The following is a 26,679-nucleotide window of genomic DNA, read 5'->3' as shown; positions in this document are numbered from 1 at the left end:
GTTTTGCGTGACTAAACGCTTATAAAAAGCGCTTAGTAGGTGCGTTTAGCCGAGCAGGTGCTCGACGGCAGCACGCTCTTCGCGCAGTTCTTTCTCGGTGGCTTGCATCTTCTCTTTGCTGAACGCGTCCAGCTCGAAACCTTGTACGATTTCGTATTTGCCACCCTGGCAGCGAACCGGGTAGGAGTAGATGATGCCTTCGGCGATGCCGTAGCTACCGTCGGAAGGAATCGCCATGCTGACGATGCCGTCGCAACCCAGCGCCCAATCGCGCATGTGGTCGATGGCAGAAGACGCAGCAGAAGCGGCAGAGGAAGCACCGCGTGCTTTGATGATGGCGGCACCGCGCTGCTGTACGGTCGGGATGAAGTCGTTTTCGTACCAGTCACGCTCGACCAGATCGAAAGCGGCTTTGCCGTCTACTTTGCACTGGGCCAGATCCGGGTACTGAGTGGCACTGTGGTTGCCCCAGATGATCATGCTGTCGACGTCAGTGACGTGCTTGCCAGTTTTCTGAGCCAGCTGCGTCAGCGCGCGGTTGTGGTCCAGACGCGTCATGGCGGTGAACTGACCCGCGTCCAGATCCGGTGCGTTGCAAGAAGCAATCAGCGCGTTGGTGTTGGCCGGGTTACCGACGACCAGCACTTTTACGTCACGGCTAGCGTGGTCGTTCAGCGCTTTGCCTTGTACAGAGAAGATCGCGGCGTTGGCTTCCAGCAGATCTTTACGCTCCATACCTGGGCCACGCGGACGTGCACCTACCAGCAGAGCGAAATCGGCATCTTTAAAGGCAACGTTCGGGTCGTCGGTGGCAACGATGTCTTGCACCAGCGGGAACGCACAGTCGTTAACTTCCATCACGACGCCGTTCAGCGCGTCCATCGCTTGAGGAATTTCGAGAAGCTGGAGAATGACAGGCTGATCCGGCCCCAGCATGTCGCCAGCGGCAATACGGAAAATAAGAGAGTAGCTGATCTGGCCGGCACCGCCGGTAATCGCAATACGTACTGGATCTTTCATCATTGCTCCTTGATGGTTCGCCTAATGGAGGTTCGCCTGGTAAAGAATAGCGCCATGATGGTATGCCCAGACGCTCAAAAACTCAATCAGACATGAGACTACTACCCATTCGCGCGCGGGCTTGGTACTCGCTGAAAACGGCCAGTTACGCTATGGTGTGACGGGCTGCGGGACCTTCCTTACCGCGCTATTTATCTTTTGTCATCCTATTTGGAACAGTGACTTCCCATGCGACGAATTCCCCCTTCTTACGCGCTGGCAAGCCTGCTGGTGCTGGCGTTAGTGGTATGGCTGGCCGTTGGCGATTTTCAGCAGTTTCGATCTTCACCTCCTGAAAGCACAGCAGAGCAAGCCGAGCCCCTACCCCGCGTTGAGGTAAGCACTCAGCAGAGCACTCCTTATATTCCCCAGCAGGTGCTGCAGGGCCAGCTCACCGCTGAGCGTGAGACGGTGCTGCGTGCCAACGTCGCCGGTTACGTAGCAGAGAAGCCAATTGAACAAGGGGAGAGCGTGCGCCAGGGAGAAACGCTACTCGTGCTGGATAACGATGCCCTGCCCGAACGCTTGCAGCAGGCCAGAGATGAACTAGCACTCGCTGAGGCCGAGTACGCCGGCGCCCAGAACCTGCGCCGTCGTGAGCTAATTTCACAACCGGAACTACTGCGCTTACAGAGTGCGCTCAGCGCCAGCGCGGCCCAAGTAGCGCAGCTAGAGAAACAGCTCCAAGACACCCGGCCCACTGCCCCGTTCGAGGGCGTGTTAGACCGCGTACAGGTGGAGCTTGGCGACCTGCTCCAGCCCGGCGAAGAGTGGGCGCGCTTAATTGATGACCGCCGTTTAACCGGCACCGCCTGGGTGTCTCAGCAGCAGGTGGGGGAATTGGCCGTTGGCTTACCCGTGACGGCTCGCCTACTTAACGGTGGCTCGCTCGATGGCGAAGTCAGCTATATCAGCAGCCGCGCGGAGGAGGCAACCCGCACCTTCTATATCGAAGTAGCACTCGATAACCCCGAGCGCCTGCGCTTAGCGGGAGGCAGTGCTGAGTTCACCATCACATTGCCACCCCGTCAGGTGCATACCCTCTCGCCTGCGTTATTCAGCCTTGATGAGCGCGGCCAGTTAGCCATCAAGCACTTGGATGACGAGGATCGTGTCGTGCAAACCGCCGTCGAGCTAGTTAGCGCCGATACCCAACGCGCCTACGTCAGCGGCCTGCCCGACCCGGTCACCCTCATTACGTTAGGGGCTGGCTTGGTGAGCCCTGGTGAAGCAGTAACCCCCGTGCCTGCCCAGGAAGGTGGACATGCGCCAGTTAATTAATGCTGCCCTCACCCATACGCGTACCACCCTGCTGCTACTGGTGGGGCTATTGCTGGCAGGCACTGCCGCATGGCAGATGATCCCCAAAGAGGCCAACCCGGACGTTACGATTCCGATTATCTATGTCGCGCTCGCCCTGGAGGGCGTGAGCCCTGAAGATGGCGAGCGGCTGCTGGTTCGCCCCATGGAGCAGGAGCTGCGGGGCATTGAAGGGCTGCGTAAATTCACCGCGCAGTCCAGCGAAGGGCATGGGTCGGTAACGCTGGAGTTCGACCCTGGTTTTGACCCAGACACCGCGCTTGCCGATGTGCGCGAGCGCGTGGATATTGCCCGCAGCAGCCTGCCTGATGAAGCCGAAGAACCTCGGGTGATGGAGGTGAATGTCTCCGAGTTTCCCGTTCTGAGTATCGGCCTCTCCGGCGAGCTGGATACCCGCGAGCGCATGACCATCGCCCGGCGGCTGAAAGAGGAAATCGAAGGCATCGCCGACGTGCTGGAAGTGGATATCGCGGGGGAGCGGGAGGATCTTTTAGAAATCGTCGTCGACCCGCTGGTGCTGGAGAGCTATGGCGTCGATTTCGACACCCTGTTTAATCAAATTTCCCGCAATAACCGTTTGGTGGCAGCAGGCAGCCTGGACACCGGCGCGGGGCGGCTGGCGCTCAAAGTACCCGGCATTATCGAGTCGTTAAACGATGTGATGAACATGCCGGTGAAGGTTGAGGGTGATCAAGTGGTCACCTTTGGCGACGTGGCCTGGATTCACCCCACCTATAAAGAGGCCGAAGGGTTCGCCCGCATTGATGGCCAGCCCGCCGTCGTGCTGGAGATCTCCAAGCGCGCCGGGGCCAATATCATCGCCACCATTGAAGCGGTGCGCGCCACCTTTGCCCAAGCGGAAGGCCTGCTGCCGGACCAGCTGCGCGTGACGACCATCTTGGATGAGTCTGTCACTGTCCAGAGCATGCTTTCTGAGCTGCTCAATAACGTGTTGACCGCCGTGGTGCTGGTATTGATTGTGGTAGTCGCTGTGATGGGCTGGCGGATGGCGCTGCTGGTGGGGTTGACGATTCCGGGGGCATTTCTGACCGGTATTCTGCTGGTATGGGCGTTTGGCTTTACGCTCAATATCGTCGTGCTGTTTGCGCTGATTCTCGTGGCGGGCATGCTGGTAGATGGAGCCATCGTGGTCAGCGAGCTGGCCGACCGTTACCTGCACGAAGGCCAAGCACCGCATCAGGCATGGCTCAACGCGGCCTCGCGCATGAGCTGGCCGGTGATTGCCTCTACGGCCACTACGCTCGCGGTATTTATCCCACTGCTGTTCTGGCCCGGCGTGGTGGGGCAGTTTATGAAGTACCTGCCTGCCACGGTGATTCTGTGTTTGCTAGCCTCGCTGGCCATGGCGCTAGTGTTTCTGCCCACTCTCGGCCGCCTGTTCACCCGCACCTCCCACGCTAGTGGCACCGGGCCGATAGACGAAAGCACGGCGCTGGGGCGCGGGTATCGCCGGATATTGAGCCGCCTGTTGCAGCATCCGGCCTGGGTACTGCTGTTTGCGGTACTGCTGATTGCCCTGCTCTACACCGGCTATGCGCGCTTCAACCATGGCGTGGATTTCTTCCCCAGCGTCGAGCCGGACAGCGCTCAGGTACTGGTGCGCGCCCGTGGTGACTTTTCGGCGGAGGAAACCGATGCCATTTTGCAGCGCGTGGAGCAGCGCTTGGGCGGCCTGGGCGAAGTGGAAGCACTCTATGCGCGCTCTTATGCCGTGCCCGATCAGCAGATGGGCAGCGATGTGATTGGCATGCTGCAGTTTCAGTTCATCGACTGGTACCAGCGCCGCCCTGCTCGCACTATTCTGGCGGATATGGCCGAACGGACCCAGGATATCCCGGGTATTACCTTGGAGTTCCAAGAACAGGAGATGGGCCCCGGTGGTGGTAAACCGATTGTGCTTGAAGTAAGCGCGACGGATCCAGAGGTTGCCGATGCGGGGGTCGACCAATTGACGGCCCTGATGCGTCAACTGGGCGGTTTCACCGATATTCAGGATAACCGCAGTTTGCCGGGTGTGGAGTGGCAGGTAAACGTGGATCGTGAAGCCGCAGCCCGCATGGGAACCGACATCACTACGATTGGTAGCGCCGTGCAGCTACTCACGACCGGTCTGCAAGTGGCGTCATACCGCCCGCCTACGGTAAACGACGAGGTGGATATTCGCGTTCGCCTTCCAGAAAACTGGCGCACGCTGAACCAGCTTGAGCGTTTGACGATTAATACTCCCCGGGGTCAGGTACCGATTTCGCACTTTGTGGAGATCACCCCTGCGCCGAAAGTGGGCACGCTCAACCGTATCGATGGCCGCCGTGCCATTACGGTTGAGGCTGACTTAGCGCCACGGTTCTTAGCCGATGAGCGGCTGCGCGCGCTATTAGATGCTGGCCAAGACCAACTGCCCGACGGCTTGATGGTCAACGTCGCCGGTGAACAGGAGGATCAGCAGGAGTCGATGCAATTTCTGGTCAGCGCCTTCTTGATTGCGATTGGCTTGATGGCGCTGATTCTGGTGACGCAGTTCAATAGCTACTACCAAGCAGCGCTGGTGCTCTCGGCGATTGTGTTCTCTACCGCGGGGGTATTGATGGGGCTACTCATCACCGGCCAGGCCTTCGGCATCGTGATGGTGGGTATGGGCGTTATTGCGCTGGCAGGTATTGTGGTGAATAACAATATCGTCTTGATCGATACCTATAACGAGCTACGCGCCGACGGCATGCCCCCCGCGCAGGCGGCACTGGAAGCAGGCTGCCTGCGCCTGCGGCCCGTGCTGCTCACAGCCATTACCACGGTGCTAGGTTTGATGCCGATGGTATTGGGAGTGAACGTGAACCTCTTCGCCCCGGCGCTTGGGTTTAACGCCCCTTCCGCCCAGTGGTGGACACAGATGTCCAGCGCGATCGCCGGCGGCCTCACCTTCGCCACCGCCCTCACCCTGCTGCTTACTCCCTGCATGCTGGTGATTGGTGGCAAGTTTAGGAGAAAAGGCTAGCTGCGCAGCAACAGCTCAGCCCAGGCGGCTACTCGCCGCCTTCGCGGGTGCCTCATTTGCTCGTTGCTCTCGCTCTTTCGTTACGCCGCGCTACGTGGCTCCAGATACTCAAGGTAGGCACCCTGTAGCGCGGCGTAAGCGGAGCGCACCCACGAAGCACCCCGCTAGGGGTGCCTAAGGCGGCACTAGACAGGAGTGGTGGGAGTATTTGGAGATAAACGCTGGCAATAAAAAAAGCAGCGCGAATAAGCGCTGCTTTTTAAAACAGTTAAGCCGGAGATTTCAACTGCTGAGGGCTGTGGGCTGCGTGTAGCCGGGCGATGAGTTGATCTTCTAGCGCAAAGCGTTGAGTAAGGCCTTTGGCGAGACGGTCGATCCAGGCGGGAAGGCGCGCCAGGTTTTGCTGGCAGCGCACCGGGGATGCGAAGTCTTCGTCGAACTCCAACACCATGGCCGTGGACATTTCCAGGCGCTCTAACAGTTTCGCGGCGATGTGTAGCGCGCTTTCGTCATCAAAGGCTTTGGCTTCTTCCGCTAGCTGCGGGTAAACCTCAAAGTGACCGGCACTGATGTAGTCCATCAGCAGTTCGCTGAAGGTATCGATACGCGCTTTGCTCACCGCTTCCAGCTCCGCATCGCAGGCTTCTTTTAGCTCAATAAAGCTCACCAGCAGCGCACGGCGTTGATCAAGCCAGCGGTCAATTAGGCTGTGCACGCCTCCCCAGCGCTCCAGGGCGTTTTTGCAATCTTCGAGCATGGGGCTTTCTCCTTGCAGATAGCCGCCTTGAACAGGGCTAGACTCGCCTTTCCTTCTACCTCTGTCAATCCTGGCGGGTATGGTTTCCTTGATACTGAATAGTGCGCCGTCAATAGTCAACGCTGACATTAGGCAACCGGTCAACGGCCGGCTGCCTAATGTCCATCCTAACGCTTAACCGCAAGCCATAAAATACGCAATGGCACCAATGCGAGCACCACGAAGCCAATCAGCGTCCAGGCGGGAAGCGAGAGTCCTAACAGCATAAAGTCGATCTCAGCGCACTCTCCCGAACCGGTAAGCACCATTGCAACGACATCCTGCATCGGCAAGATATCCATCATGTAATCCAGCCCTGGACCGCAGCTGGGCACTTCGTCTGCCGGTAAGCCCTGTAGCCATACATGACGCCCGGCAATAAACGCACCGGTGCCTACCGCTGCCAAGCCAAGCAGGCCATAAATGCCTCTGCCTACGCCACCTTTGGGGTTATGAATGGCGGCGACAGCTAGCACCAAGCCCGCAGCAATGACCGCTACCCGCTGAAAAATACACAGCGCGCAGGGTTCTAAACCAAAGATATGCTCCAGGCTCAGCGCTACGGCCATCATGAGTACGCAAAACGCGACCCCGGCGAGCGCTGCCGGGCGAATAGCTGACGCTGTCATTGAACATCCTCTGATGGCAGTGCAGATAGCGCCCGAGACTCACGCGCCTTTGTGAAGTAGCTCGCTAAAAACTCGCTAAAGCTCTCTTGGTCAGCGGCTTCAATATCTTGCTGCTGCTGATGAGAGGTGTCGATCAGCTGGGCAAGCAACGCTTCGCGGGAACGCAGCATCGGCGTGGCTTTTAGCTTGTCGGCTTGGGCCTGCGCCATGGCCAACAGCGTATCGCTTAAAGAACCATTACCTTCCTGCAAGCGCGCCAGCATCTGTGCTGATGGTGTCAGCGAAGGATCTGTCAAACGCGGCGCCAGCTCGTTGAGCGCAGCCGCATGGGGCTCACCTTCTTCAACCGCATCTAACAGGCGAGCTACTTCCGCCATCTCAGCAAAGATTTGCTCACCCCATTCAGGCAGCGTCACCGATTCTCCATTGCGAGTGAGGCGTAGTTCCGGGTCACGGCCACGCTCCACCACTAAACGGCGGTTGTCGTCTAAGCGGTCGCACTCTTCATCAGAAATCCAGGGGCTGTCGCTGAGCAGGCACCACATCAGGAACGTATCCACAAAGCGCATCTGGGTTTCGGTCACGCCGAGCGGATCGAACGGGTTAAGGTCCAGGCAGCGTACTTCGATGTACTCCACGCCTCGAGCTTCCAGCGCTTGGCTTGGCGTCTCGTTGTGCTTGGCTACGCGCTTGGGCCGAATATCGCTGTAGTACTCGTTTTCGATCTGCAGGATATTAGCGTTCAGCTGTTGCCACTCGTCTCCATTTCTTACGCCCAGCGCTTCGTAGTCCGGCCAGGGAGTGGAAATGGCATGGCGCAGCGTGTTGACGTAGTTCGACAGCGAGTTGAAGCAGATTTTAAGCTGCGACTGCACCTTGTTCTGATAGCCCAGATCCGACATGCGCAGCGTGGTGGCATAAGGCGCGTAGTAGGTGTCGTCGCTGAGCGGCTGCAGTTTATCCGGCACTTGGCCGTTGGGCAGGAAGCTTTTATCTATCGCAGGAGACGCGCCAAACAGGTAGAGCAGCAGCCAGCTATGGCGGCGGAAGTGGCGGATCATCCCGAAGTAACGCGTCGAACGGTAGTCGTTAAAGGGAATATTGGTGGCTTTTTCCATTTCCCGCAGGGCGTGCCACATATCTTCCGGCAGCGACACGTTGTAATGCACGCCAGCGATGGCCTGCATAATACGCCCGTAGCGCATATCCAGCCCTTTACGGTAGACATGCTTCATAGTGCCCACGTTGGAGCTGCCGTAATCCGCAATCGGCACACTATCGTTACCCGAAAGCCGCGAGGGCATGCTACCCGGCCAAATCCACTCGTTTTCCAAGTGGTGATAGGTAAAGGTGTGCAGGTCGGATAAAAAGGCCAATGCCTCTTTGGGCTCAGAGTAGACCGGGGTGATGTACTCCAGCAGCGCTTCAGAGTAATCGGTCGTGATATGAGGATGCGTCAGCTTTGACCCCAGTGCTTTAGGGTGAGCTGTTTGGGCAATATGGCCATTAGCATCGACCCGCAGCCCCTCTTTCTCTAGCCCGCGACGCAAGCGCCCTAAACGCCCTAGTCGCGCGCTCGGCAGCAGCCGCTCTACCTGGGCGGTGAGCGAAGATGGCACAGTGAGTGGTTCAGACAAGGTGAACACTCCTTGTTAGTAAGGCCTGCGTTAAGCAGGCCTTGTTGAAATCAGCTGGCATTGCCATAACCATTACCCTGCTTTCTAATCGAGAATAGACAGCAGGATATGGCGGCAATGGTTAAATATTCAAGACACGCGACTATTTGCCCCGCTTGGCTTTCATTAAGGCAGCCCCAAGCGCACCCATGGGAGCAGGGGCTTCGCTCTGCTGATTGCCCTGGCGCTGCCCGCCTTGGCGCTGGCTGCGAGCGGGTTTGCGCGGCGCTGCCGAGTCCGTACTGCCCGTTGCGTCAGGCTGTTCCGGCTCGTCATCTAAGCGCATCGAGAGCCCTACCCGCTTACGCGGGATGTCCACGCTCATCACTTTGACCGTGACGATATCGCCCGCTTTTACCACGCTGCGCGGGTCATCAATAAAGCGGTCGGAGAGTGCGGAGATATGCACGAGGCCATCTTGGTGAACGCCGATATCCACAAACGCACCAAAGTGGGTCACGTTGGTCACCGTGCCTTCCAGCACCATGCTGAGCTTGAGGTCTTTGAGGGTTTCAACGCCCTCGCGAAATTCAGCGGCTTTGAACTCTGGGCGCGGGTCGCGGCCGGGCTTATCCAGCTCTTTGAGGATATCGCTCACGGTGGGCACACCAAAACGCTCGTCGGCGAAATCGGCGGGCTTGAGCACCCTCAGGGTGGCGCTGTCGCCAATCAGGCCTTTCACATCACGACTGTTTTGCTTGGCGATGCGCTCCACCAGCGTATACGCCTCGGGGTGAACGGCACTGGCATCCAGCGGGTTCTCAGCATTGCTGATACGCAAAAAGCCTGCGCACTGTTCGAAGGTTTTCGGGCCAAGGCGGCTCACTTCGAGCAGCTCTTTACGGCTCTTGAACGCCCCCTGCAGGTTGCGCTGAGCAACGATATTTTCGGCAATGGCGGCGCTTAACCCTGCCACACGAGAAAGCAGCGCGCTGGAGGCAGTATTGAGATCCACACCCACGGCGTTAACACAATCCTCAATCACAGCCTCCAAGCTACGTGAGAGCTGCACTTGGGAAACATCGTGCTGGTACTGGCCCACACCAATGGATTTGGGCTCAATCTTCACCAGCTCGGCCAAGGGGTCTTGCAAGCGGCGAGCGATGGAGACAGCGCCGCGAATCGTCACGTCCAGATCGGGCAGTTCGCGGGAGGCATACTCTGAAGCCGAGTAAACAGAAGCGCCCGCTTCAGAGACCATTACTTTGCTGGCACGGTGCTCTGGTGCCAGCGCTTTAATCAGCTCCCCTGCCAGCTTGTCAGTTTCGCGACTGGCGGTGCCGTTACCCACCGCAATCAGCTCCACGCCGTGCTGTTTCACTAGCTTGGCCAGCACGTTGAGGGATTCATCCCAGCGGTTTTGCGGCGCGTGGGGGTAAATCGTTGCTTGATCAATAAACTGACCGGTGGCGTCGATCACCGCTACTTTACAGCCGGTACGCAGGCCGGGGTCTAGCGCCAGCGTTACTTTTTGCCCGGCAGGCGCTGCCAGTAGCAGGTCTTTCAGGTTAGCGGCAAATACGTCGATGGCGGTCTGCTCGGCGTGTTCGCGCAGACGGCCCAGCAGTTCGGTTTCCAGCGCGGTGTAAAGCTTCACACGCCAGGTCCAGCGCACCACTTCGCTTAACCATTTATCCGCCGCGCGACCTTCATCGCTAATACCCACTTGCTTGGCAATCGCCACTTGAGCGGGGTGAATCGGCGCGTCGTCTTCGCCCGGCAAGCGGATCGCTAGGCTTAAGATGCCTTCGTTGCGGCCACGGAACATGGCCAGCGCCCGGTGCGACGGTACTTTCGCCAGCTTTTCATCGTGTTCAAAATAGTCGGAGAACTTAGCGCCCTCCTGCTGTTTGCCATCCAGCACGCGGGCACTGAGTTCACCCTCTTGCCATAGCCGCTCGCGCAGTTGACCAATCAGCTCGGGGTCTTCTGCAAAGCGCTCCATCAAAATCTGCTTGGCGCCATCGAGTGCCGCCTTGGCATCTTCAATAGCGGGAATATCCCCTTCGGCTTCAAGCAGGTATTGGGCGGCTTCGCTTTCGGGGTCAAGCGTTGGGTTCGCTAACAGCGCATCCGCCAGCGGCTCTAACCCGGCTTCACGAGCAATTTGGGCTTTGGTGCGGCGCTTTTTCTTGAAGGGGAGGTATAAATCTTCCAAGCGCTGCTTGGTGTCTGCGGCTTGAATCGTCGCTTTGAGTGCGGGGTCCAGCTTGCCCTGCTCATCGATGGCGGTGAGTACCGCTTCGCGGCGCTCTTCAAGCTCGCGCAGGTAGCGCAGACGCTCATCAAGCTGGCGAAGCTGCGTATCATCCAGCGCGCCAGTGACTTCTTTACGGTAACGGGCAATAAAAGGAACGGTAGCGCCCCCATCCAGAAGCTCTACCGTTGCGGCGACCTGTTCAGGCCGAACGCTTAGCTCTTCGGCTAAGCGTGCAGTAATGCGTTGTTTGACATCCATAACGTGCAACTAACTCATGCAGCATTCGAGGTGCCGACAAGGTACCACAAACCACCTAGGCTGGCATGAATTGCCCTTCTCCCCCACCGTTAGGCGGGCACAAAGCGCAGCGCAACGCCGTTATTACACCAACGCAGTCCGGTGGGTTCTGGGCCGTCTTCAAACACGTGGCCCTGGTGGCCGCCACAGCGGGCGCAGTGGTATTCGGTGCGCGGCCACACCAGTTTGAAGTCCAGTTTAGTAAGCAAGTGACCTTCCACGTGCTCAAAAAAGCTAGGCCAGCCGGTGCCAGAGTCGTACTTCATGGCGCTGGTGAACAGCAGCAAATCGCAGCCTGCACAGTGGTATGCGCCTTCATCGTACTGCTTATCCAAGGGGCTTGAGAACGCTGCCTCTGTACCCTCTTCGCGCAGTACGTAAAACGCCTCATCGGATAGGCGCTCGCGCCATTCATCTTCGCTCAGTTCTAGTGTTTCTAAATCTGGGGCGGCCTCAAGATCAAGACGCGGAAAGCCAAATGAGACACCCGGCAGCACACCCACTAAACCAGTTAACCCGGCTAAGCCTAAAAAGTGACGACGTTTCATTGGCGTAACTCCCATCGACAACGGTTGGATAGTAAAGAGAAACAAGCAGATATGAAAAAGGGACAGTGCCGTGGCGCTGTCCCTTTCTGACTACTTAGTTGTCCGTACGTTCGAAAACTTACACTGGGGTGTAAAAATTATGTCAGTTGCGGGCCTGCCTTGATGATCGCTTCGTTAACGCCCTCAAACTTCTTGAAGTTATCAACGAATTTAGTGGCCAGCTCTTGCAGGTGGCGGTCATACGCGTCGCGATCCGCCCATGTTTCACGCGGGTTGAGCAGGCTAGAGTCTACGCCCGGAACCGCTACCGGCACGTCGAGGTTCAGGCCTTCGATGTGCTGAGTTTCTACATCGCGCAGAATGCCTGACTGAATAGCACTGATAATGGCGCGAGTGGTCGGGATAGAGAAGCGCGAGCCGCCTTCACCGTACGCACCGCCGGTCCAGCCAGTGTTGACCAGGTAAACCTGGGCATCTTTCTTCGCTACGCGCTTGATCAGGAGATCGGCGTATTCACGCGCCGGACGCGGGAAGAACGGAGCGCCGAAACAGGTAGAGAACGTCGCCGCCAAGCCTTCGGAAGAGCCCATTTCGGTGGAGCCGACTTTCGCCGTGTAGCCTGACAGGAAGTGGTAAGCCGCGGCTTCTTTGGACAGCACGGAGACCGGCGGCAAAACGCCAGACATATCGCAGGTCAGGAAGACGATGGCATTCGGCTCGCCTGCCAAGTTTTCTGCGACGCGCTTCTCAACGTGCTCCAGCGGGTAGGCAGCACGAGAGTTCTGCGTCAGGCTGTCGTCGGCGTAATCCGGCTCGCGGCGGTCGTCGAGTACGACGTTTTCCAGCACGGTGCCAAACTTGATCGCGTTCCAGATAACCGGCTCGTTCTTCTCAGAAAGGTCGATGCACTTGGCGTAGCAGCCGCCTTCCATGTTGAAGACAATGCCGTCGCCCCAGGCGTGCTCGTCATCACCAATCAAGAAGCGCGCTTGGTCAGCAGACAGCGTGGTTTTACCGGTGCCTGAGAGGCCGAAGAACAGGCAGGTTTCGCCATCTTCGCCCACGTTGGCCGAACAGTGCATCGGCAGCACGTCGGAAGCGGGCAGCAGGAAGTTCTGTACGGAGAACATGGCTTTCTTCATTTCGCCGGCGTAGCGCATGCCAGCGATCAGCACTTTACGCTCAGCAAAGTTGATGATCACACAACCATCGGAGTTGGTGCCGTCGCGGTTCGGGTCACACTCAAAGCCTGCGGCGTTAAGAATAGTCCACTCTTCTTTGGCCGCTTGGTTGTAGGCCTGAGGGCGTACAAACATGGTGCGTCCAAACAGGTTCTGCCAAGCCGTTTCAGTGGTCACACGTACCGGCAGATAGTGAGTAGCATCGCTGCCGACATGCAGTTCAGAGACGAAGTGCTCGCCGCCGCCCAGGTGGTCTTCCACACGCGCCCACAGTGCGGAAAATTTATCGGCATCAAAAGGACGGTTAACGCTGCCCCAATCAATGCTGTCACGGGTGGAGGGCTCATCGACAATATAACGATCTTTCGGTGAACGCCCAGTGCGCAGTCCGGTGTTTACCACCAGAGCACCATTGGCGGACAGGCGGCCTTCACCACGGGCCACGGCGCGCTCGATCAGTTCGGCGCTGCTGAGATTAACGTGGGCTTGGGGAGCGGCTTGAGTCGTGGTCATGTCGATTCCTGGGTCTCTAATTTACCGGGCGTCACCGACGCCTTGAGAATCATCCTAGCCTGTGGCATTGCGGTCACAGCAGGCTAGGTGCGCTGAAGTCCGGCGCATTATGGCAAAAAGAAAGCCCCCGGGAAACGGGAGCTTTAACCAAATATCTTGTAGTTAAACTACTACAATGACACTACATTTTGTGTTGCAGTGCAGTATATTTTCAAACACCTGTTTGGCTTTTCGCCGTCAAGCGGTACAGGGTGTGGGGTACAGCCGCCCGCCCAAAAAGCACGTGGGGCAAGCGCCGACTACACATTCAGTGAATCACCGGCGGCGGTGCGCCTGGGTCTTCCAACAAAATTTCAATATCCGCTGCGGTGTAGTGATATTTCGTATGACAAAAGTGGCATTGTGTATCGATTGCGCCCTGTTCACGCAGAATATCCAGCAGTTCTTCTTTGCCCAGCGTATACAGCGCGTGGCTCATTCGCTCCCGCGAACAGGTGCAGCCAAAGCGCAGCGCTTTAGGCTCAAAGACTCGCACGGTCTCTTCATGATAGAGACGATACAGCACCTCGCGCTGCTCTAAGCCCAGAAGCTCCTCGGTTTTGATCGTATCGGCCAGGTGCACGCTGCGCTCCCAGGCGTCGACATCTTGGTTTTGCGATGCATCTGGCAGACGCTGGAGCAACAGCCCGCCTGCTCGTTCACCGTCAGCCACAAGCCACAGCCGGGTAGGCAGCTGCTCAGACTGACCAAAGTAGGCTTCCAGGCACCCGCTCAGGGTGTCGTGATCTAACGCGACGATGCCCTGATAGCGGTGCCCTTCTTTGGGATCTAGGGTAATCACGATTTGGCCGTCCCCGACTAACTCGCGGAAGGCCGCGTGTTCACTGGGCAACGCCGCCTCTTCAGCAATACGCGCAATCGCCCGCAGCTCGCCGCCGGGGTTAGATTCAGCCATGAGTAGCGCTAGCGGCCCTTGGCCACGCACTTCAATACTGAGCGTGCCATCCAGTTTGATGGTATCGGTTAATAGTGCTACCGCTGCCAGCAGCTCACCCAGCAGTTGGTTCACCGCTGGCGGGTAGGCATGGCGATCCAGCACTTCGTGGTAAGCCGTACTGAGCGTCACAATTTCGCCACGCACGTTGGTGTCATCAAACAGGAAACGTTGGATTTGATCAGACATAAAAGGACCATAGGAGAAAGAGTAATAGGAGAGCGCAACGGAGCAAGCGGCTGCTTACTCCCCTTGCTGGCGCTGGAATCGCTGGATATCGCGCCGCTGTTTCTTATCAGGGCGCTTGAGCGGGTGCTGCATGGCTTCGTTAGTTAATCGACGTGCTTCGGTTTCTTTGGCACGACGTTTGGCGCTCTCTTCGGTTTCCGCATAGAGCTTACGCGCCTCCGGTGCGCCTCGGCGCTGGTCGGATAGCGCAGTGACTTCCACCTCAAAGATATCCCAGCCTTGAGGTACACGAATCAGCGCCCCAAGCTCCACCGTTTTACTGGTTTTCACTCGGGCACCGTCGTAATTCACCTTGCCGCCTTCAATGGCTTTTTTGGCTAGGGCGCGGGTTTTAAAAAACCGCGCGGCCCATAGCCACTTATCCAAGCGAACGCTGTCACTCATTCACGCTCTCCTAATGTGTGTGAGCCCAGGTCGGTGAACTCAGATGTGTGAGCGTTGCCCTGGCAACTCTGCGGGTAGCAGTTGGGCAAATCGGTCTAGGGCAATAAATTCCTGTAGCTCTTTTTCGGGGCGCTGGCTGTCGGGCTGTTTAATCCCTAACAGATGCTTGATGCCAAATTCGCGAGCACTCTCGAGCACCCGGGCATTATCATCAATAAACAGGGTGCGGGCGGGGTCGAATGGCTCGCGTTCTTGCAGTGCAAACCAGAAGGCCTGCTCCTCTTTTGCTGCACCCACATCTTCGGATGAGATGATGGCGTCTAGGTAGTTTTCCAACCCCGTGAGCGGGAGTTTTAATGCGAGGCTTGCGCGGTCGGCATTCGTAGCAAGCACCACTCGGGGATGAGCTTGCTTGAGCCATGTGAGGAAATCCAAAGCATCGCTGCGTAGCCCAATCAAGTGCTGCACTTCGCGCTTGAGGGCGACGATATCCACGTTCAGCTCGCGGCTCCAGTAGGCAAGGCTGTACCAGTTCAGCGTGCCCTGCTCACCCATAATGCGTGCTTTGAGCGCATCCTGGCTGGCTTGGTCTAGCTGGTGCAGCTCTACGTAACGCCGCGGCAGGTGCTCAAGCCAAAAGTGGCTGTCGAAGTGAAGGTCTAGCAACGTGCCGTCCATGTCGAGTAGGACGGTATCGATCTCGCGCCAATCAATCATTGCCGCTCCAGTCTTAAAGAGTAAGCGTGCTATTGTAGCGTAACCCGTTTTTTGCAGCCACGGAGGCATGATGTCACGCGACGACACAGCAACAGGCGATACGCCAACCGGCTATCCGCGCAAGCCGCAAATCTTAGGCCGCCAGCGCGTCGCCCAAAGCCGTTTATTTCAAATTGAGTCACTGGATTTGCGCTTCTCTAATGGCGAAGAGCGACAGTTTGAGCGTTTAACCGGTGCTGATCGCGGCGCGGTGATGATTATTGCCATGCCCGACCCGGACCACGTGCTGCTCATTCGGGAGTATGCTGCGGGGTTTGAGGATTATGTACTGACCTTGCCAAAAGGCTTAGTCGACCCGGGCGAAGACATCATTACCGCTGCCAACCGAGAGCTGATGGAGGAGTGCGGCTTCGGTGCGCACCGCATTGAGCCGTTGGTGGAGCTGTCACTAGCGCCGAACTATATGCGCCACCGTATGCAGGTATTGATGGCCACCGACCTCTACCCCAAGCGCTTACCGGGTGACGAGCCCGAACCGCTGATTGTAGAGACCCATGCCATCGAAGAGCTGCCTGCCCTACTCCTGCGCGAAGACTTCCACGAAGCCCGCGCCATCGCTGCGCTCTATATTGCGCGGGATAAGCTGCGCGAAGAGAAGCGCCGTGGCGGGATGGATTTGCTGTAAATCATGGGATAAATAGACAGGGTGCCCACCCGGCACCCTTAAGGCTTAGAAAGCGAAGACATTAAAAATGATGCTTCAACGCTATCCAACGGCGCTGGCGGTGGCTATCCAATCCTGCCTCCAGCAGTGCCATGCAACGCAGGGCGTCATCAATATCCACGGGAAGCGGTGTTTTATCACGAATCGCCGCGCTTACCCCTTGGTAATAGGCGAGATAATCGCCTGGCAACGTGGGGTGGTCGTAACGGACGAGCGGTGCGTCTTCGCCTTCTCCCTCACGCAGGGTAAGCGTTCCAGGGCTATCTTCTCCCCAGGCAGACGACGGCGTTTCCCCGGCTTTCAAACGATCTTCCTGCGGGTCTAAACCGTACTTGATATAGCTGCCTTTGGTGCCATGGATGCGGTAACGAGGCGTGGGTTCTGCCACAAGCGTACCGGCACTCAAACTCACCCGGAAACCGTCGTATTCCAGTAAGGCGAGGAAGTCGTCATCCGCTTTGGCGCCGTCACGGCGTACGCCTAGCTCTAGCAATATGGCGTTGGGCGTTCCGCATAGCTCGCAAGCCTGATCTAACAGGTGCGGGCCTAGGTCGTACCAAATACCGCCGCCTGGGGTGGCTTTTTCACGCCATCGGTCGCGCACCTCAGGACGAAAGCGATCAAAACGCGACTCAAAGCCGGTCATGCGCCCTAGCGTGCCTTCCTTTAAGAGCGCTTGAATGGTCAGGAAGTCGCTATCCCAGCGGCGATTATGAAATACCGAAATCAGCCTTTCCTTATCCACCGCCAGGGCTTTTAGCTGTTTTGCTTCTGAGAGCGTGACAGTAAAGGGCTTATCCACCACTACATGTTTGCCCGCAGCGAGCGCCGCTTTGGCTAGAGGAAAGTGGGTATCGTTTGGCGTGGGAATTACTATGAGATCAAGGTCTGGGCGCTTACATAGCGCCAGCGCTTGGCTCTCTATTTCCACGTTAGGCAGGTCCGCCTTCACCTTGGCCGCATCGCTGGAGGAGACAGCCACTAAATCCAGCCCTTCGGTCGCTTGAATCAAAGGGGCGTGAAACGTCTTGCTTGCAAACCCATAGCCAACAAGGCCAACGTTGATGATCGCCTTCATTACAATCCTTAGTCGATATGACGGTTCAGGTTGGCAAAAAAACAGCCCGTACGAGACGGGCTGTTTGATGAAGAGATTAATCTAGCTTAGAGAGGTCGCGCACCGCGCCTTTATCGGCGGAGGTGGCAAGTAGCGCATAGGCTTTGAGCGCAGGGGTAACCTTACGCGGGCGCTGTTCGACCGGCTTCCAGGCATCTTTGCCTTTGGCATCCATGGCTTCACGGCGTTTGGCCAGCTCTGCATCGCTAAGCTGAACGTTGATGGTGCGGTTGGGGATATCGATCAAGATGGTGTCGCCTTGTTCGACCAAACCAATCGCGCCCCCTGCCGCCGCTTCCGGGGATACATGCCCAATCGATAGGCCCGATGTACCGCCAGAGAAACGACCATCGGTGAGCAGCGCACAGGCTTTACCCAACCCTTTCGATTTCAGGTAAGAGGTCGGGTACAGCATCTCCTGCATACCGGGGCCGCCTTTGGGGCCTTCGTAGCGGATGACGACCACATCGCCCTCTTTCACTTTGCCATCTAGCACGTTGGCCACCGCTTGGTCTTGGGACTCCACCACGTGGGCTTTGCCTTCAAATACCAAAATGGAGTCATCGACCCCTGCGGTTTTCACCACGCAACCATCCAGCGCGATATTGCCGTAAAGCACGGCCAAGCCGCCCTCACGGGAGAACGCGTGCTCCAAATCGCGGATACAGCCGGTGGCGCGGTCGCCATCGAGGCTTGGCCAGCGCGTGCTCTGCGAGAACGCTGTTTGCGTTGGCACGCCACCCGGGCCTGCTTTAAAGAACTCAACCACTTCAGGGCTTGGCAAGCGCATGATATCCCACTCATCAAGCGCCTCTTTTAAACTGTCGCCGTAGACGGTGGGAACCGAGGTATCCAGCACGCCTGCCCGGTCCAGCTCGCCCAAAATAGCCATAATGCCACCCGCGCGGTGTACATCTTCAATATGGTACTTCTGGGTATTAGGAGCCACTTTACACAGCTGCGGGACTTCCCGAGAAAGACGGTCGATATCCGACATGGAGAAGTCGACTTCCGCCTCTTGCGCCGCTGCTAATAGGTGAAGAATGGTATTGGTAGAGCCGCCCATGGCAATGTCGAGCGTCATGGCGTTTTTAAACGCTGCCTTGTTACCAATCGCACGGGGCAACAGGTGAGCCTCTTCACCTTCGTAGAAACGTTTAGCAAGTTCGACAATGCGGTGACCGGCATTTTCAAACAGCCGACGACGGTCTGAGTGGGTTGCCAGCACGGTGCCGTTACCTGGCAGCGCCAATCCCAATGCTTCCATTAAGCAGTTCATGGAGTTGGCGGTAAACATACCTGAACAGCTACCGCAGGTGGGGCAAGCACTGCGCTCTACTTCCGCCAGCGTTTCATCATCCACGCTGTCATCGGCCGCCATGACCATCGCATCTACCAAGTCTAGGCCGTGGTTGAGCAGCTTGGTTTTACCGGCTTCCATCGGGCCGCCTGATACAAAGATCACCGGAATATTGAGGCGCATCGCGGCCATCAGCATTCCTGGGGTGATTTTGTCGCAGTTGGAGATACACACCAGCGCATCGGCGCAGTGGGCGTTACACATGTACTCGACGCTGTCGGCAATGATATCGCGGCTCGGCAGTGAGTAGAGCATGCCGTCGTGGCCCATGGCGATGCCGTCGTCCACGGCGATGGTGTTGAACTCTTTGGCTACGCCGCCCGCTTTTTCAATCTCACGCGCCACCAGTTGGCCCATGTCTTTTAGATGCACATGACCGGGTACAAACTGGGTGAAGGAGTTGGCGACCGCAATAATCGGCTTATGAAAGTCGTCCTCTTTCATACCTGTGGCACGCCAAAGGGCACGGGCGCCAGCCATATTGCGGCCAGCAGTAGTGGTACGGGAGCGATACTCGGGCATGGTGTCCTCTACATCTTTATCATGGCCTGCCGCATACGTGGCAGCAGGCAGTTGAATCCAGCGGCCTTAGATTGTGGCATGAGCGCACCGCCGAGACTAGATGTAGAGGGCAACCAAAGGCCTGTGAGGCCGTCTAACGGCTAGAAGGTCTCCCACTCCTCTTCCGTGCTCGCTGTTGCCGGCCGTTTGAGTGCCGGACGAGGCTTAGGCTGGTCACTCTCTGGCTGAGCCTCATGGAGTGGTAGGCTAGGCGCTTTAGCATCATGGCGCAGCAGCCGTAGCCGTGCCGTTTCGCTGCTCTCCTCTTCTGCCCCTTCTAACCGGAAAGCAGCGATCACATTCGCCAGGTCCTGCGCTTCGTTCGTCAACTGCTGCGCGGCACTGGAAATAGACTGCAACTTGCCAGCATTCTGCTGAGTCACATTATCCATTTCTGAGACCGCCGTATTGATCTGAGCGATGCCGCTGCTTTGCTCATCAGAGGCGGTGCTGATCTCTTCCATAATGTCGCTAACCCGCATCACCTGGCTGACCACTTGATCGATGGCCTGCTCGGCCTCTTTCACGGCGTCAGCACCACCGGCAATTTCCTGGGAGGAGGTGTCGATCAGGCGACGAATCTCCCCCGCGGCATCGGCACTGCGGCCAGCCAAGTTACGCACCTCATTGGCGACCACGGCAAACCCCCGCCCCTGCTCACCTGCTCTAGCGGCTTCTACCGAGGCATTCAGCGCAAGGATGTTAGTTTGGAAGGCGATGCCATCGATAACCGTAATGATGTCGTTCATCTTATCGGCGCTCGCGGCAATGCGCTCCATACGCTCTACCAGTGCCTGCATGCGTTCGCCTGTCTCGCGGCTGGTGGTGGCGTTTTGCATGGCAAGCTGATTGGCCTGGCGGGCATTTTCCGTGTTCTGCTGAACCGTCGCGGTCATTTGATCCATGCTGGAAGCGGTTTGCTGCAGCGAAGAGGCCTGCTGCTCAGTGCGAGAAGCCAACTCTTCATTTTGCTGCTTAATATGCTCAGAAGCAGGAGTCACGACGTCGACCTTATTGCCCACTTCGGTGATTAACCCAGACAAACTCGCTCGCATCGTTTCTAACGACGCCAGCAGCTCACCCAGCTCATCATCGCGCTTGAGAGTCACCCGGTTAGCGAGGTTACCCGCTGCAATTTGGAACGTGACACGCCGAGCTTCGTTCAGCGACTTCAGCAGCGATTTCAGGACAGCCACACTCAGCCAAACCATTAACATAATGCCGAACAACAGAACGCCTAATTGCCCCCACAGTAGCCATTGCTGCTGACGCTCCGCATTGGCCATTAAGGTTTGCGCAGCGGCGCGTTCGTTATCCACCAGCAAATTGATCGTGGCGCTGATGCTGTCGGAGGTCGGCTTCACCACATCGTTGAAGGCTTCAAACGCGGCAAACCCATTGCCATCGCGCATGGCGGTGAAGGCCGTTTCAGCACCGGTTAAAAATGTGGCTAAGTGCGCTGTTAACCCCTGCTGCACACCGCTGGCTTCGCTGCGCTCAGCGGTGAACTCTTGCCACGTTTGATTGATATCCGCCTGGAGCGTCGTTAACTCTTCTTCCAGTAGGTCTAAGTCAGCTCGACGCGGGTTACGTACTGCAGGCTCTAGTGCCTGCAATAGCTGTGCGGCACCCTGCTCTATTTGCTGGAGATCAGCAACGCCTTCAAGCCCGGTTTGATTGAGGGTGCGCAAACGTTCTGCTGAACTGGTAATGCCGTACACACCAGCGGTTCCAGCCACGGCAAGCAGCACTATTGCCGCGACCACCATCCCCATCAGCTTGGCCTGCATACTGCTGAAACTGAAACGCTGCACCCAACCGCGTACTCCGGTACGGCGCAATGCACCATTATGGAGCTTAAAGCCACGGCTGCGCCCTTGCTGCATAGCGCTATACCCCTTGGCCGCGCGGGCAATGGCTTTCTGTCCCGCCTTACGACGTATCGCCGTATAGCCTGCCACGCGGTTGCCATCCAAGAGCGGAGCCACCGTTGTGTGTACCCAGTAGGTAGTGCCGCTCTTAGTACTATTTCTCACCACCCCTTGCCAGGTTTTCCCTTTCTCGATGGTGCTCCACATATTCTTGAAGACCAATGAGGGCATTTCCGGGTCACGAAAAATGCTATGGGGTTCACCCATTAGCTCTGACTGTGAGTAACCACTAACATCGATAAATGTCTGGTTCACATAGGTGATCTTCCCCTGACGGTCAGAGCGTGAAATCAACACCTGATCATCTGACAGTTCAAACGCTGCCTGGCTGGATATGCTCATAAGAACCCCACCTGTTATTTTGAAAAAGGCCTGTTTTGCCTAATGACCCAGTGATGTCCTTTTTACCAAGCCGTTGAATTTAATCACTCCACTACCTGATCTATGGATACCAATAGAAAGTATGAGCAAAAAATATGCCACCCAAAGGGTGGCATATTCAAATGGTAAAGCGTGGTGGTGACTAATGGTGATTAAACGCACCCATCAAAAGGCATCCCACTCATCGCTCTCAGCAGGCTGACGATGTTGCTGTGCGCTGGGCTGTGACGGCTTGCCGCTTGGCAATCCGGGGGCTCCCTGCTTTACGGCTTTTTGGGCACGCGCCAGCTTTTCACGGGCGGTATTAATGCTTTCTGCCTGCGCGCCTTCTAAACGGAAGGCGTCAACGACGTTCGCCAGCTCAAACGCTTCCAGCGCAAGGTTGTCTGCCGATGCGGCAATTGACTGGACTTTGGTGGCATTTTGTTGCGTGACGCTATCCATTTCGGCAATCGCCGCATTGATCTGTCCGATACCGCTGCTCTGCTCACTGGAGGCGGTACTGATGGATGCCATCAATTCACTCACACGGCTGACCTGTGTCACGACATTCTCAATAGCTTTTTCCGCTTGCTCAACCGCACTGCGACCACCGCTCACCTCTTGCGTGGTGCTGTCGATCATCTTGCGGATTTCTTGCGCCGCATCCGCACTACGACTTGCCAGCATCCGCACTTCACTAGCCACCACCGCAAACCCGCGGCCATGCTCGCCGGCCCGAGCAGCCTCTACCGACGCATTAAGCGCTAAAATATTGGTTTGAAACGCAATACCATCGATGACACCGATCATTTCGGTCATCTTTTCGGCACTCTTTGCAATGCGCTGCATACGTTCAACCAACTGCTCCATCTGCTGACGAGTATCCCGCGTGCTGGTGGCATTTTGCTGCGCCAGCTCTGTCGCTTGGCGGGCGTTATCGTTATTTTGCTGAACGGTGGAGGTCATCTCTTCCATGCTGGAAGCCGTTTGTTGCAACGACGATGCCTGCTGTTCGGTACGCGACGCCAGCTCCTCGTTTTCGGCGGCAATTTGCTGAATCGCAGGGGTGACGACCGACACGCGGTTTTCCACATCGCCGACAATGCTGGATAGACTGAAGCGCATGGTATCCAGCGAATAGAGCAGCTCCCCTAGCTCGTCGTTGCTCTGACGACGCTCCCGTGCCGCTAAGTTACCCGCCGCAATTTGGAACGTCATATAACGCGCCCCAGCCAAGCTGCGAAAAACCGATTTCAAAATAAATACGCTGAGGGCCACCAGCACACACAGGCCAATCAGCATCAGTACCAGCTGGGCAATAAACATCTGCTGGCGGCCCTGACGGGCATCGTTCATCAGAGCAGCCGCGCCAGCGCGTTCGTAGTCCACTAGCTGGCTATTAAGCTCGCGAATTTCCGTTGTGGCAGGAAGCACCACGCTGTTGAGCGCCTCAAACGCCGCAAACCCGTTCGCTTGGTCGACGGCCTCGATGGCGCTGCTGGCACCGCCACGCCAAGTGTCAAAGGCCGTATTAAACGCTGCGATACTCTCTGCGGGGGCACTGCTGGTCTGTCGATACTCTTCCCATAGCTGTTGGGCGGTCTGCGTGCTGCTCGTTAAACTCGCCGACACGGCCTCCATATCCACCCGCCGTGGGTTTCTTACCGCGGGCTCCAACTGCTCCACCGCCAAACCAATATGGCGCTCAATTAATTGCAGGTCAGCCACTGCCTCAAGCCCTGCGCGGTTGAGAGTTTCAAGCCGCTCTCCGGAGGCATTCAAACCATACAGCCCTAGCCCGCCCGATAAACCTAACAAGATAACCGCAACGACGACCATGCCGGTTAGTTTGGCTTTTAAGCTGGTGAATTGAAAACGCGCTGCAATGCCGCCTAAGCCTCGGCGCTTTAACGTCCCTTGATGCAAGCCATAGCGGCGGGATTTACCCTTTTCACGTATTTCCGCATACACCCGCTCTGCCAAGGCGATCTGTTTATCCGAGGTTTTGCGACGCAGGGACGTGTACCCCACAATACGGTCGCCATCTCTCAGGGGAGCCACCGTTGCGTTGACCCAATAGTGATCACCATTTTTGCGGCGGTTTTTTACCGTACCCTGCCAAGTATTACCTGATTGGATAGTTTTCCAGAAATCGGCATAAGCGGCCTCAGGCATATCGGGGTGGCGAATTAAATTATGCGGCGCGCCGAGCAGCTCATCCCTTGAATAGCCGCTGACTTCCACAAAGGCTGCGTTGGCATAGGTCACGTTACCTTTTAAATCAGAGCGTGAAATCAGCACGGTCTCTTCATCGAGCACGTATTCACGTTGGGTAACGGGCTGGTTATTGCGCATAGAAGCTCCCCTTTATTTTAGTAATTTGATTTTTCTTTATTATCCAGAATTAACGGTGCACTTAACCAGTAAACAGATGTAAAAAAGCGCCGCTCTCTTCAGAGCGGCGCTGGTAATGATTTTATTGTTTGTCTAAGCCCATCGTGCTGACCGACTACTTGAAGACTACGTTAGCCACATCCCGATAGCGATTAGCAAAGTGCACCGTCATCCCCTCTTTCAGATAGTCCGGTAGCTCCTCGTAATCACGGCGGTTTGCCTCAGGCAGGATCACTTCAAAAATATCGCTGCGCCGTGCGGCAATCACTTTTTCGCGGATACCGCCTACCGGTAGCACTTGGCCGGTGAGGGTTAACTCACCGGTCATCGCCAGCGGGCGCGTGATGGCTTGATGTTTAGCCAACGACAGTAGCGCGGTGGTCATGGTTACCCCGGCAGAGGGGCCATCTTTCGGCGTGGCCCCTTCTGGCACGTGGAGATGAACAAAGGCGGAATCAAAGAAATCTGCATCCGCACCGTACTCCGCCAAATGCCCAAGGGTGTAGCTATAGGCAATATTAGCCGACTCTTTCATCACATCGCCCAGCTTGCCGGTTAGCTTGAATCCGCGATCGAGCGAATGCACCTTGCCTGCCTCAATAGGCAGCGTGGCACCACCCATGGAGGTCCAAGCAAGTCCTGTGACGACGCCTTCGCCTTTCAGGACTTTCTCTTTACGGAAGAGCGGCGCCCCCAGGAACTCTTCCAGGTTCTTGACCGAAACCTTGACAGTTTCGACGTCTTCTTCCAGCAGTTTTACCGCAGCTTTACGCACAATGCGGTGCAGCTGTTTTTCCAACTGACGTACGCCTGCTTCACGGGCATAGCCGTCAATCACCTGCTTCAGTGCCGCATCGCTTAGGTTGATGCGCTTCTTCGGCAAGTTGTCGCGCTTGAGCAGCTTGGGCCATAGGTGGTGCTTGGCGATTTGCAGCTTCTCTTCAGCGATATAGCCCGACAGGCGAATCTGCTCCATACGGTCGAGCAGCGGCCCAGGGATGCTATCCAGCGTGTTAGCGGTGCACACGAAGAGCACCTTGGAAAGATCCATCCGCACGTCGAGGTAGTGATCCAGGAAGTCAACGTTCTGCTCGGGGTCAAGGACTTCAAGCAGCGCTGACGCGGGATCACCTTGGAAGGATTGGCCCAGCTTGTCGATCTCATCCAGCATGATGACCGGGTTTTCGACTTCCACTTCTTTGAATGCCTGCACTAGCTTACCGGGCATTGCTCCTACATAAGTGCGCCGGTGGCCTTTGATTTCGGCTTCATCGCGCATACCGCCCACCGAAAAACGGTAGAACTCACGGCCCAGCGCTTCAGCAATGGAACGGCCAATGGAGGTTTTACCAACCCCGGGCGGGCCCACTAACAGCACAATCGAGCCACCTACATCGCCCTTGAACGTGCCTTCGGCGAGAAACTCGATAATCCGTTCTTTGACGTCTTTTAGGCCATCGTGGTCGCGGTCGAGCACGGCCCGTGCGTGTGGAAGATCCAACTGATCTTGGCTGGTTACCCCCCAGGGTAGTGATGTTAGCCAATCCAGGTAGTTGCGGGTTGTGCCGTACTCCGGCGAGCCAGTTTCCAAGACGCTGAGCTTATTGAGCTCATCATCAATGCGCGCCTGCACGCGTTCGGGCACCACTAGGGAGTCAAGCCGGTTCCTAAAGGTATCCACGTCGTTTTCGCGGTCGTCTTTGGAGATCCCCAGCTCACGCTGAATCACCTTGAGCTGCTCGCGGAGGAAGAACTCCCGCTGACGCTCCTGCATCTGCGCATTCACTTGCTCGCTGATTTCGCTCTGCAGCTGTGCCACATCGATTTCTTTACGCAGCAGCGGCAGCACTTTGTGCATACGCTCAGCAACAGGCAGCGTGGCCAGCACGTCCTGCAACTCGGGGCCTTTGGCAGAGGTTATGGCTGCGGCAAAATCCGTCAGTGGCCCCGGTTGATGAGGACTGAAACGGTTGAGGTAATGCTTTAGCTCTTCCCCATACAGCGGGTTAATAGGCAGTAACTCTTTAATGCCGTTGATGATCGCCATGGCGTACGCCCGGGTCTCTTCATCCTCAGCATTCACGGGCTCTTTGGGGTAGGTGACTTCCACCAGATAAGGCGGCTCTTTAGAAAGCCAGCGCTGGATTTTAAAACGCTGCAGGCCTTGGGCAATAAACTGAATTTGCTGGTCTTCGCTTTTCAGCTTGTGCACTTTTACGGCGGTGCCAATCTCAGGAAAACCTTCGTGATCAAGGGATTCCACCCCGTGCTCGCCCACAAAGGCCACACCAATGGTGTGGTGCGGCGTATTACCAACGCGGCGCATGGTCTCTTCCCAGCGCTCGCGATTGATGACCAGCGGCTGCACCTGGGCAGGAAAGAAGGGGCGGTTATGAATCGGCAGCAGGTAAATGCGCTCGGGCAGCATTTCACTGGCAGGCACTAATGAGTTAACGCGCTCACCATCAGAGCGATAATGATCGCTTTCAGCGCTCTCTTCGCGGGCGTCTTGTGGCTCTTTGTCGGTAAGCCACTCATGGTGTTCGTGATCGCGTTCGTAATCCTGGTCGCTCATGCGCCCTCCCATTAACAGTGGTCAGCGGCTTTCGTCGCTTAGCATTGTTAAAGGAATGTGGGCATAGAGCGAAAACTT

The 26,679-nt window shown here is 56.9% G+C and carries 18 protein-coding genes; 3 read left to right on the top strand and 15 right to left on the bottom strand.

The genetic code is table 11. The annotated features are described in order from the left end of the window. Window positions 1-45: 45 nt before the first annotated feature. Window positions 46-1,020 (bottom strand): malate dehydrogenase, encoded by a 975-nt coding sequence (locus tag R0J87_RS14540; protein WP_229755611.1) that lies wholly within the window; start codon window positions 1,018-1,020, stop codon window positions 46-48. Window positions 1,021-1,248: 228 nt separating this feature from the next. Here R0J87_RS14540 and R0J87_RS14535 point away from each other — a divergent pair, with 228 nt between their 5' ends. Both R0J87_RS14535 and R0J87_RS14530 read left to right on the top strand, forming a co-directional pair. Further along, the gene (locus R0J87_RS14535; RefSeq protein ID WP_498886994.1) at window positions 1,249-2,340 is read left to right on the top strand and encodes an efflux RND transporter periplasmic adaptor subunit; all 1,092 of its coding nucleotides are present in this window, start codon (window positions 1,249-1,251) and stop codon (window positions 2,338-2,340) included. Next, window positions 2,324-5,392: an efflux RND transporter permease subunit gene (locus R0J87_RS14530; protein WP_498886992.1), complete on the top strand. Its 3,069-nt coding sequence runs from the start codon at window positions 2,324-2,326 to the stop codon at window positions 5,390-5,392. The genes R0J87_RS14535 and R0J87_RS14530 overlap by 17 nt, the downstream gene beginning before the upstream one ends. 268 nt (window positions 5,393-5,660) lie before the next feature. On the opposite strand, the gene rsd is transcribed toward R0J87_RS14530, so the two are convergent. From rsd to yrfG, 9 genes are all read right to left on the bottom strand, one after another. Next, the gene (gene rsd / locus R0J87_RS14525; protein ID WP_498886991.1) at window positions 5,661-6,149 is read right to left on the bottom strand and encodes a sigma D regulator; all 489 of its coding nucleotides are present in this window, start codon (window positions 6,147-6,149) and stop codon (window positions 5,661-5,663) included. 167 nt (window positions 6,150-6,316) lie between these two features. Further along, on the bottom strand, window positions 6,317-6,817 hold the full coding sequence (locus R0J87_RS14520) for a disulfide bond formation protein B (protein ID WP_498886990.1): 501 nt from the start codon (window positions 6,815-6,817) through the stop codon (window positions 6,317-6,319). After that, on the bottom strand, window positions 6,814-8,454 hold the full coding sequence (gene gshA, locus R0J87_RS14515; protein ID WP_498886989.1) for a glutamate--cysteine ligase: 1,641 nt from the start codon (window positions 8,452-8,454) through the stop codon (window positions 6,814-6,816). Before gshA ends, R0J87_RS14520 begins: the two co-directional genes overlap by 4 nt. Window positions 8,455-8,596: 142 nt before the next feature. Next, window positions 8,597-10,951 (bottom strand): Tex family protein, encoded by a 2,355-nt coding sequence (locus tag R0J87_RS14510; RefSeq protein WP_498886987.1) that lies wholly within the window; start codon window positions 10,949-10,951, stop codon window positions 8,597-8,599. 89 nt (window positions 10,952-11,040) lie between these two features. Next, the gene (msrB, locus tag R0J87_RS14505) at window positions 11,041-11,538 is read right to left on the bottom strand and encodes a peptide-methionine (R)-S-oxide reductase MsrB (RefSeq protein ID WP_498886985.1); all 498 of its coding nucleotides are present in this window, start codon (window positions 11,536-11,538) and stop codon (window positions 11,041-11,043) included. A gap of 137 nt (window positions 11,539-11,675) precedes the next feature. Then, window positions 11,676-13,232, bottom strand: a complete 1,557-nt coding sequence (locus R0J87_RS14500) for a phosphoenolpyruvate carboxykinase (protein WP_188640650.1) — start codon at window positions 13,230-13,232, stop codon at window positions 11,676-11,678. 307 nt (window positions 13,233-13,539) lie between these two features. Further along, window positions 13,540-14,415: an Hsp33 family molecular chaperone HslO gene (gene hslO, locus R0J87_RS14495; protein ID WP_498886983.1), complete on the bottom strand. Its 876-nt coding sequence runs from the start codon at window positions 14,413-14,415 to the stop codon at window positions 13,540-13,542. Window positions 14,416-14,469: 54 nt separating this feature from the next. Further along, window positions 14,470-14,859, bottom strand: a complete 390-nt coding sequence (locus tag R0J87_RS14490) for an RNA-binding S4 domain-containing protein (RefSeq protein ID WP_404463385.1) — start codon at window positions 14,857-14,859, stop codon at window positions 14,470-14,472. A gap of 39 nt (window positions 14,860-14,898) precedes the next feature. Then, on the bottom strand, window positions 14,899-15,576 hold the full coding sequence (gene yrfG / locus R0J87_RS14485) for a GMP/IMP nucleotidase (protein WP_044630371.1): 678 nt from the start codon (window positions 15,574-15,576) through the stop codon (window positions 14,899-14,901). A 70-nt stretch (window positions 15,577-15,646) separates the two neighbouring features. Here yrfG and nudE point away from each other — a divergent pair, with 70 nt between their 5' ends. Continuing rightward, entirely contained in the window at window positions 15,647-16,261 is a 615-nt protein-coding gene (gene nudE / locus R0J87_RS14480; RefSeq protein WP_498886981.1) for an ADP compounds hydrolase NudE, read from the top strand. 61 nt (window positions 16,262-16,322) lie between these two features. Here the strand turns inward: nudE and R0J87_RS14475 are convergent, their stop codons facing one another. The 5 genes from R0J87_RS14475 to lon form a co-directional block, all read right to left on the bottom strand. Then, window positions 16,323-17,378 carry an oxidoreductase gene (locus R0J87_RS14475; RefSeq protein ID WP_498886979.1) on the bottom strand — a complete coding sequence of 352 codons (1,056 nt, stop codon included), beginning with the start codon at window positions 17,376-17,378 and terminating at the stop codon, window positions 16,323-16,325. A gap of 76 nt (window positions 17,379-17,454) precedes the next feature. Further along, a complete protein-coding gene (gene ilvD / locus R0J87_RS14470) occupies window positions 17,455-19,299 on the bottom strand; it encodes a dihydroxy-acid dehydratase (RefSeq protein ID WP_498886978.1) in 1,845 nt (614 codons plus the stop codon). A gap of 140 nt (window positions 19,300-19,439) precedes the next feature. Then, window positions 19,440-21,611, bottom strand: a complete 2,172-nt coding sequence (locus R0J87_RS14465; RefSeq protein WP_498886976.1) for a methyl-accepting chemotaxis protein — start codon at window positions 21,609-21,611, stop codon at window positions 19,440-19,442. Window positions 21,612-21,815: 204 nt separating this feature from the next. Next, a complete protein-coding gene (locus tag R0J87_RS14460) occupies window positions 21,816-23,987 on the bottom strand; it encodes a methyl-accepting chemotaxis protein (RefSeq protein ID WP_498886975.1) in 2,172 nt (723 codons plus the stop codon). Window positions 23,988-24,141: 154 nt separating this feature from the next. Continuing rightward, complete coding sequence (gene lon, locus R0J87_RS14455; RefSeq protein WP_404342478.1) at window positions 24,142-26,601, bottom strand: endopeptidase La; 2,460 nt, start codon at window positions 26,599-26,601, stop codon at window positions 24,142-24,144. Window positions 26,602-26,679 lie beyond the last annotated feature (78 nt).

Source organism: Halomonas sp. SIMBA_159 (assembly GCF_046536035.1).
Lineage (GTDB): Bacteria > Pseudomonadota > Gammaproteobacteria > Pseudomonadales > Halomonadaceae > Vreelandella > Vreelandella venusta_A.
The sequence above is the reverse complement of the archived record's forward strand: the minus strand, read 5'-3'. Positions and strand labels throughout refer to the sequence as shown.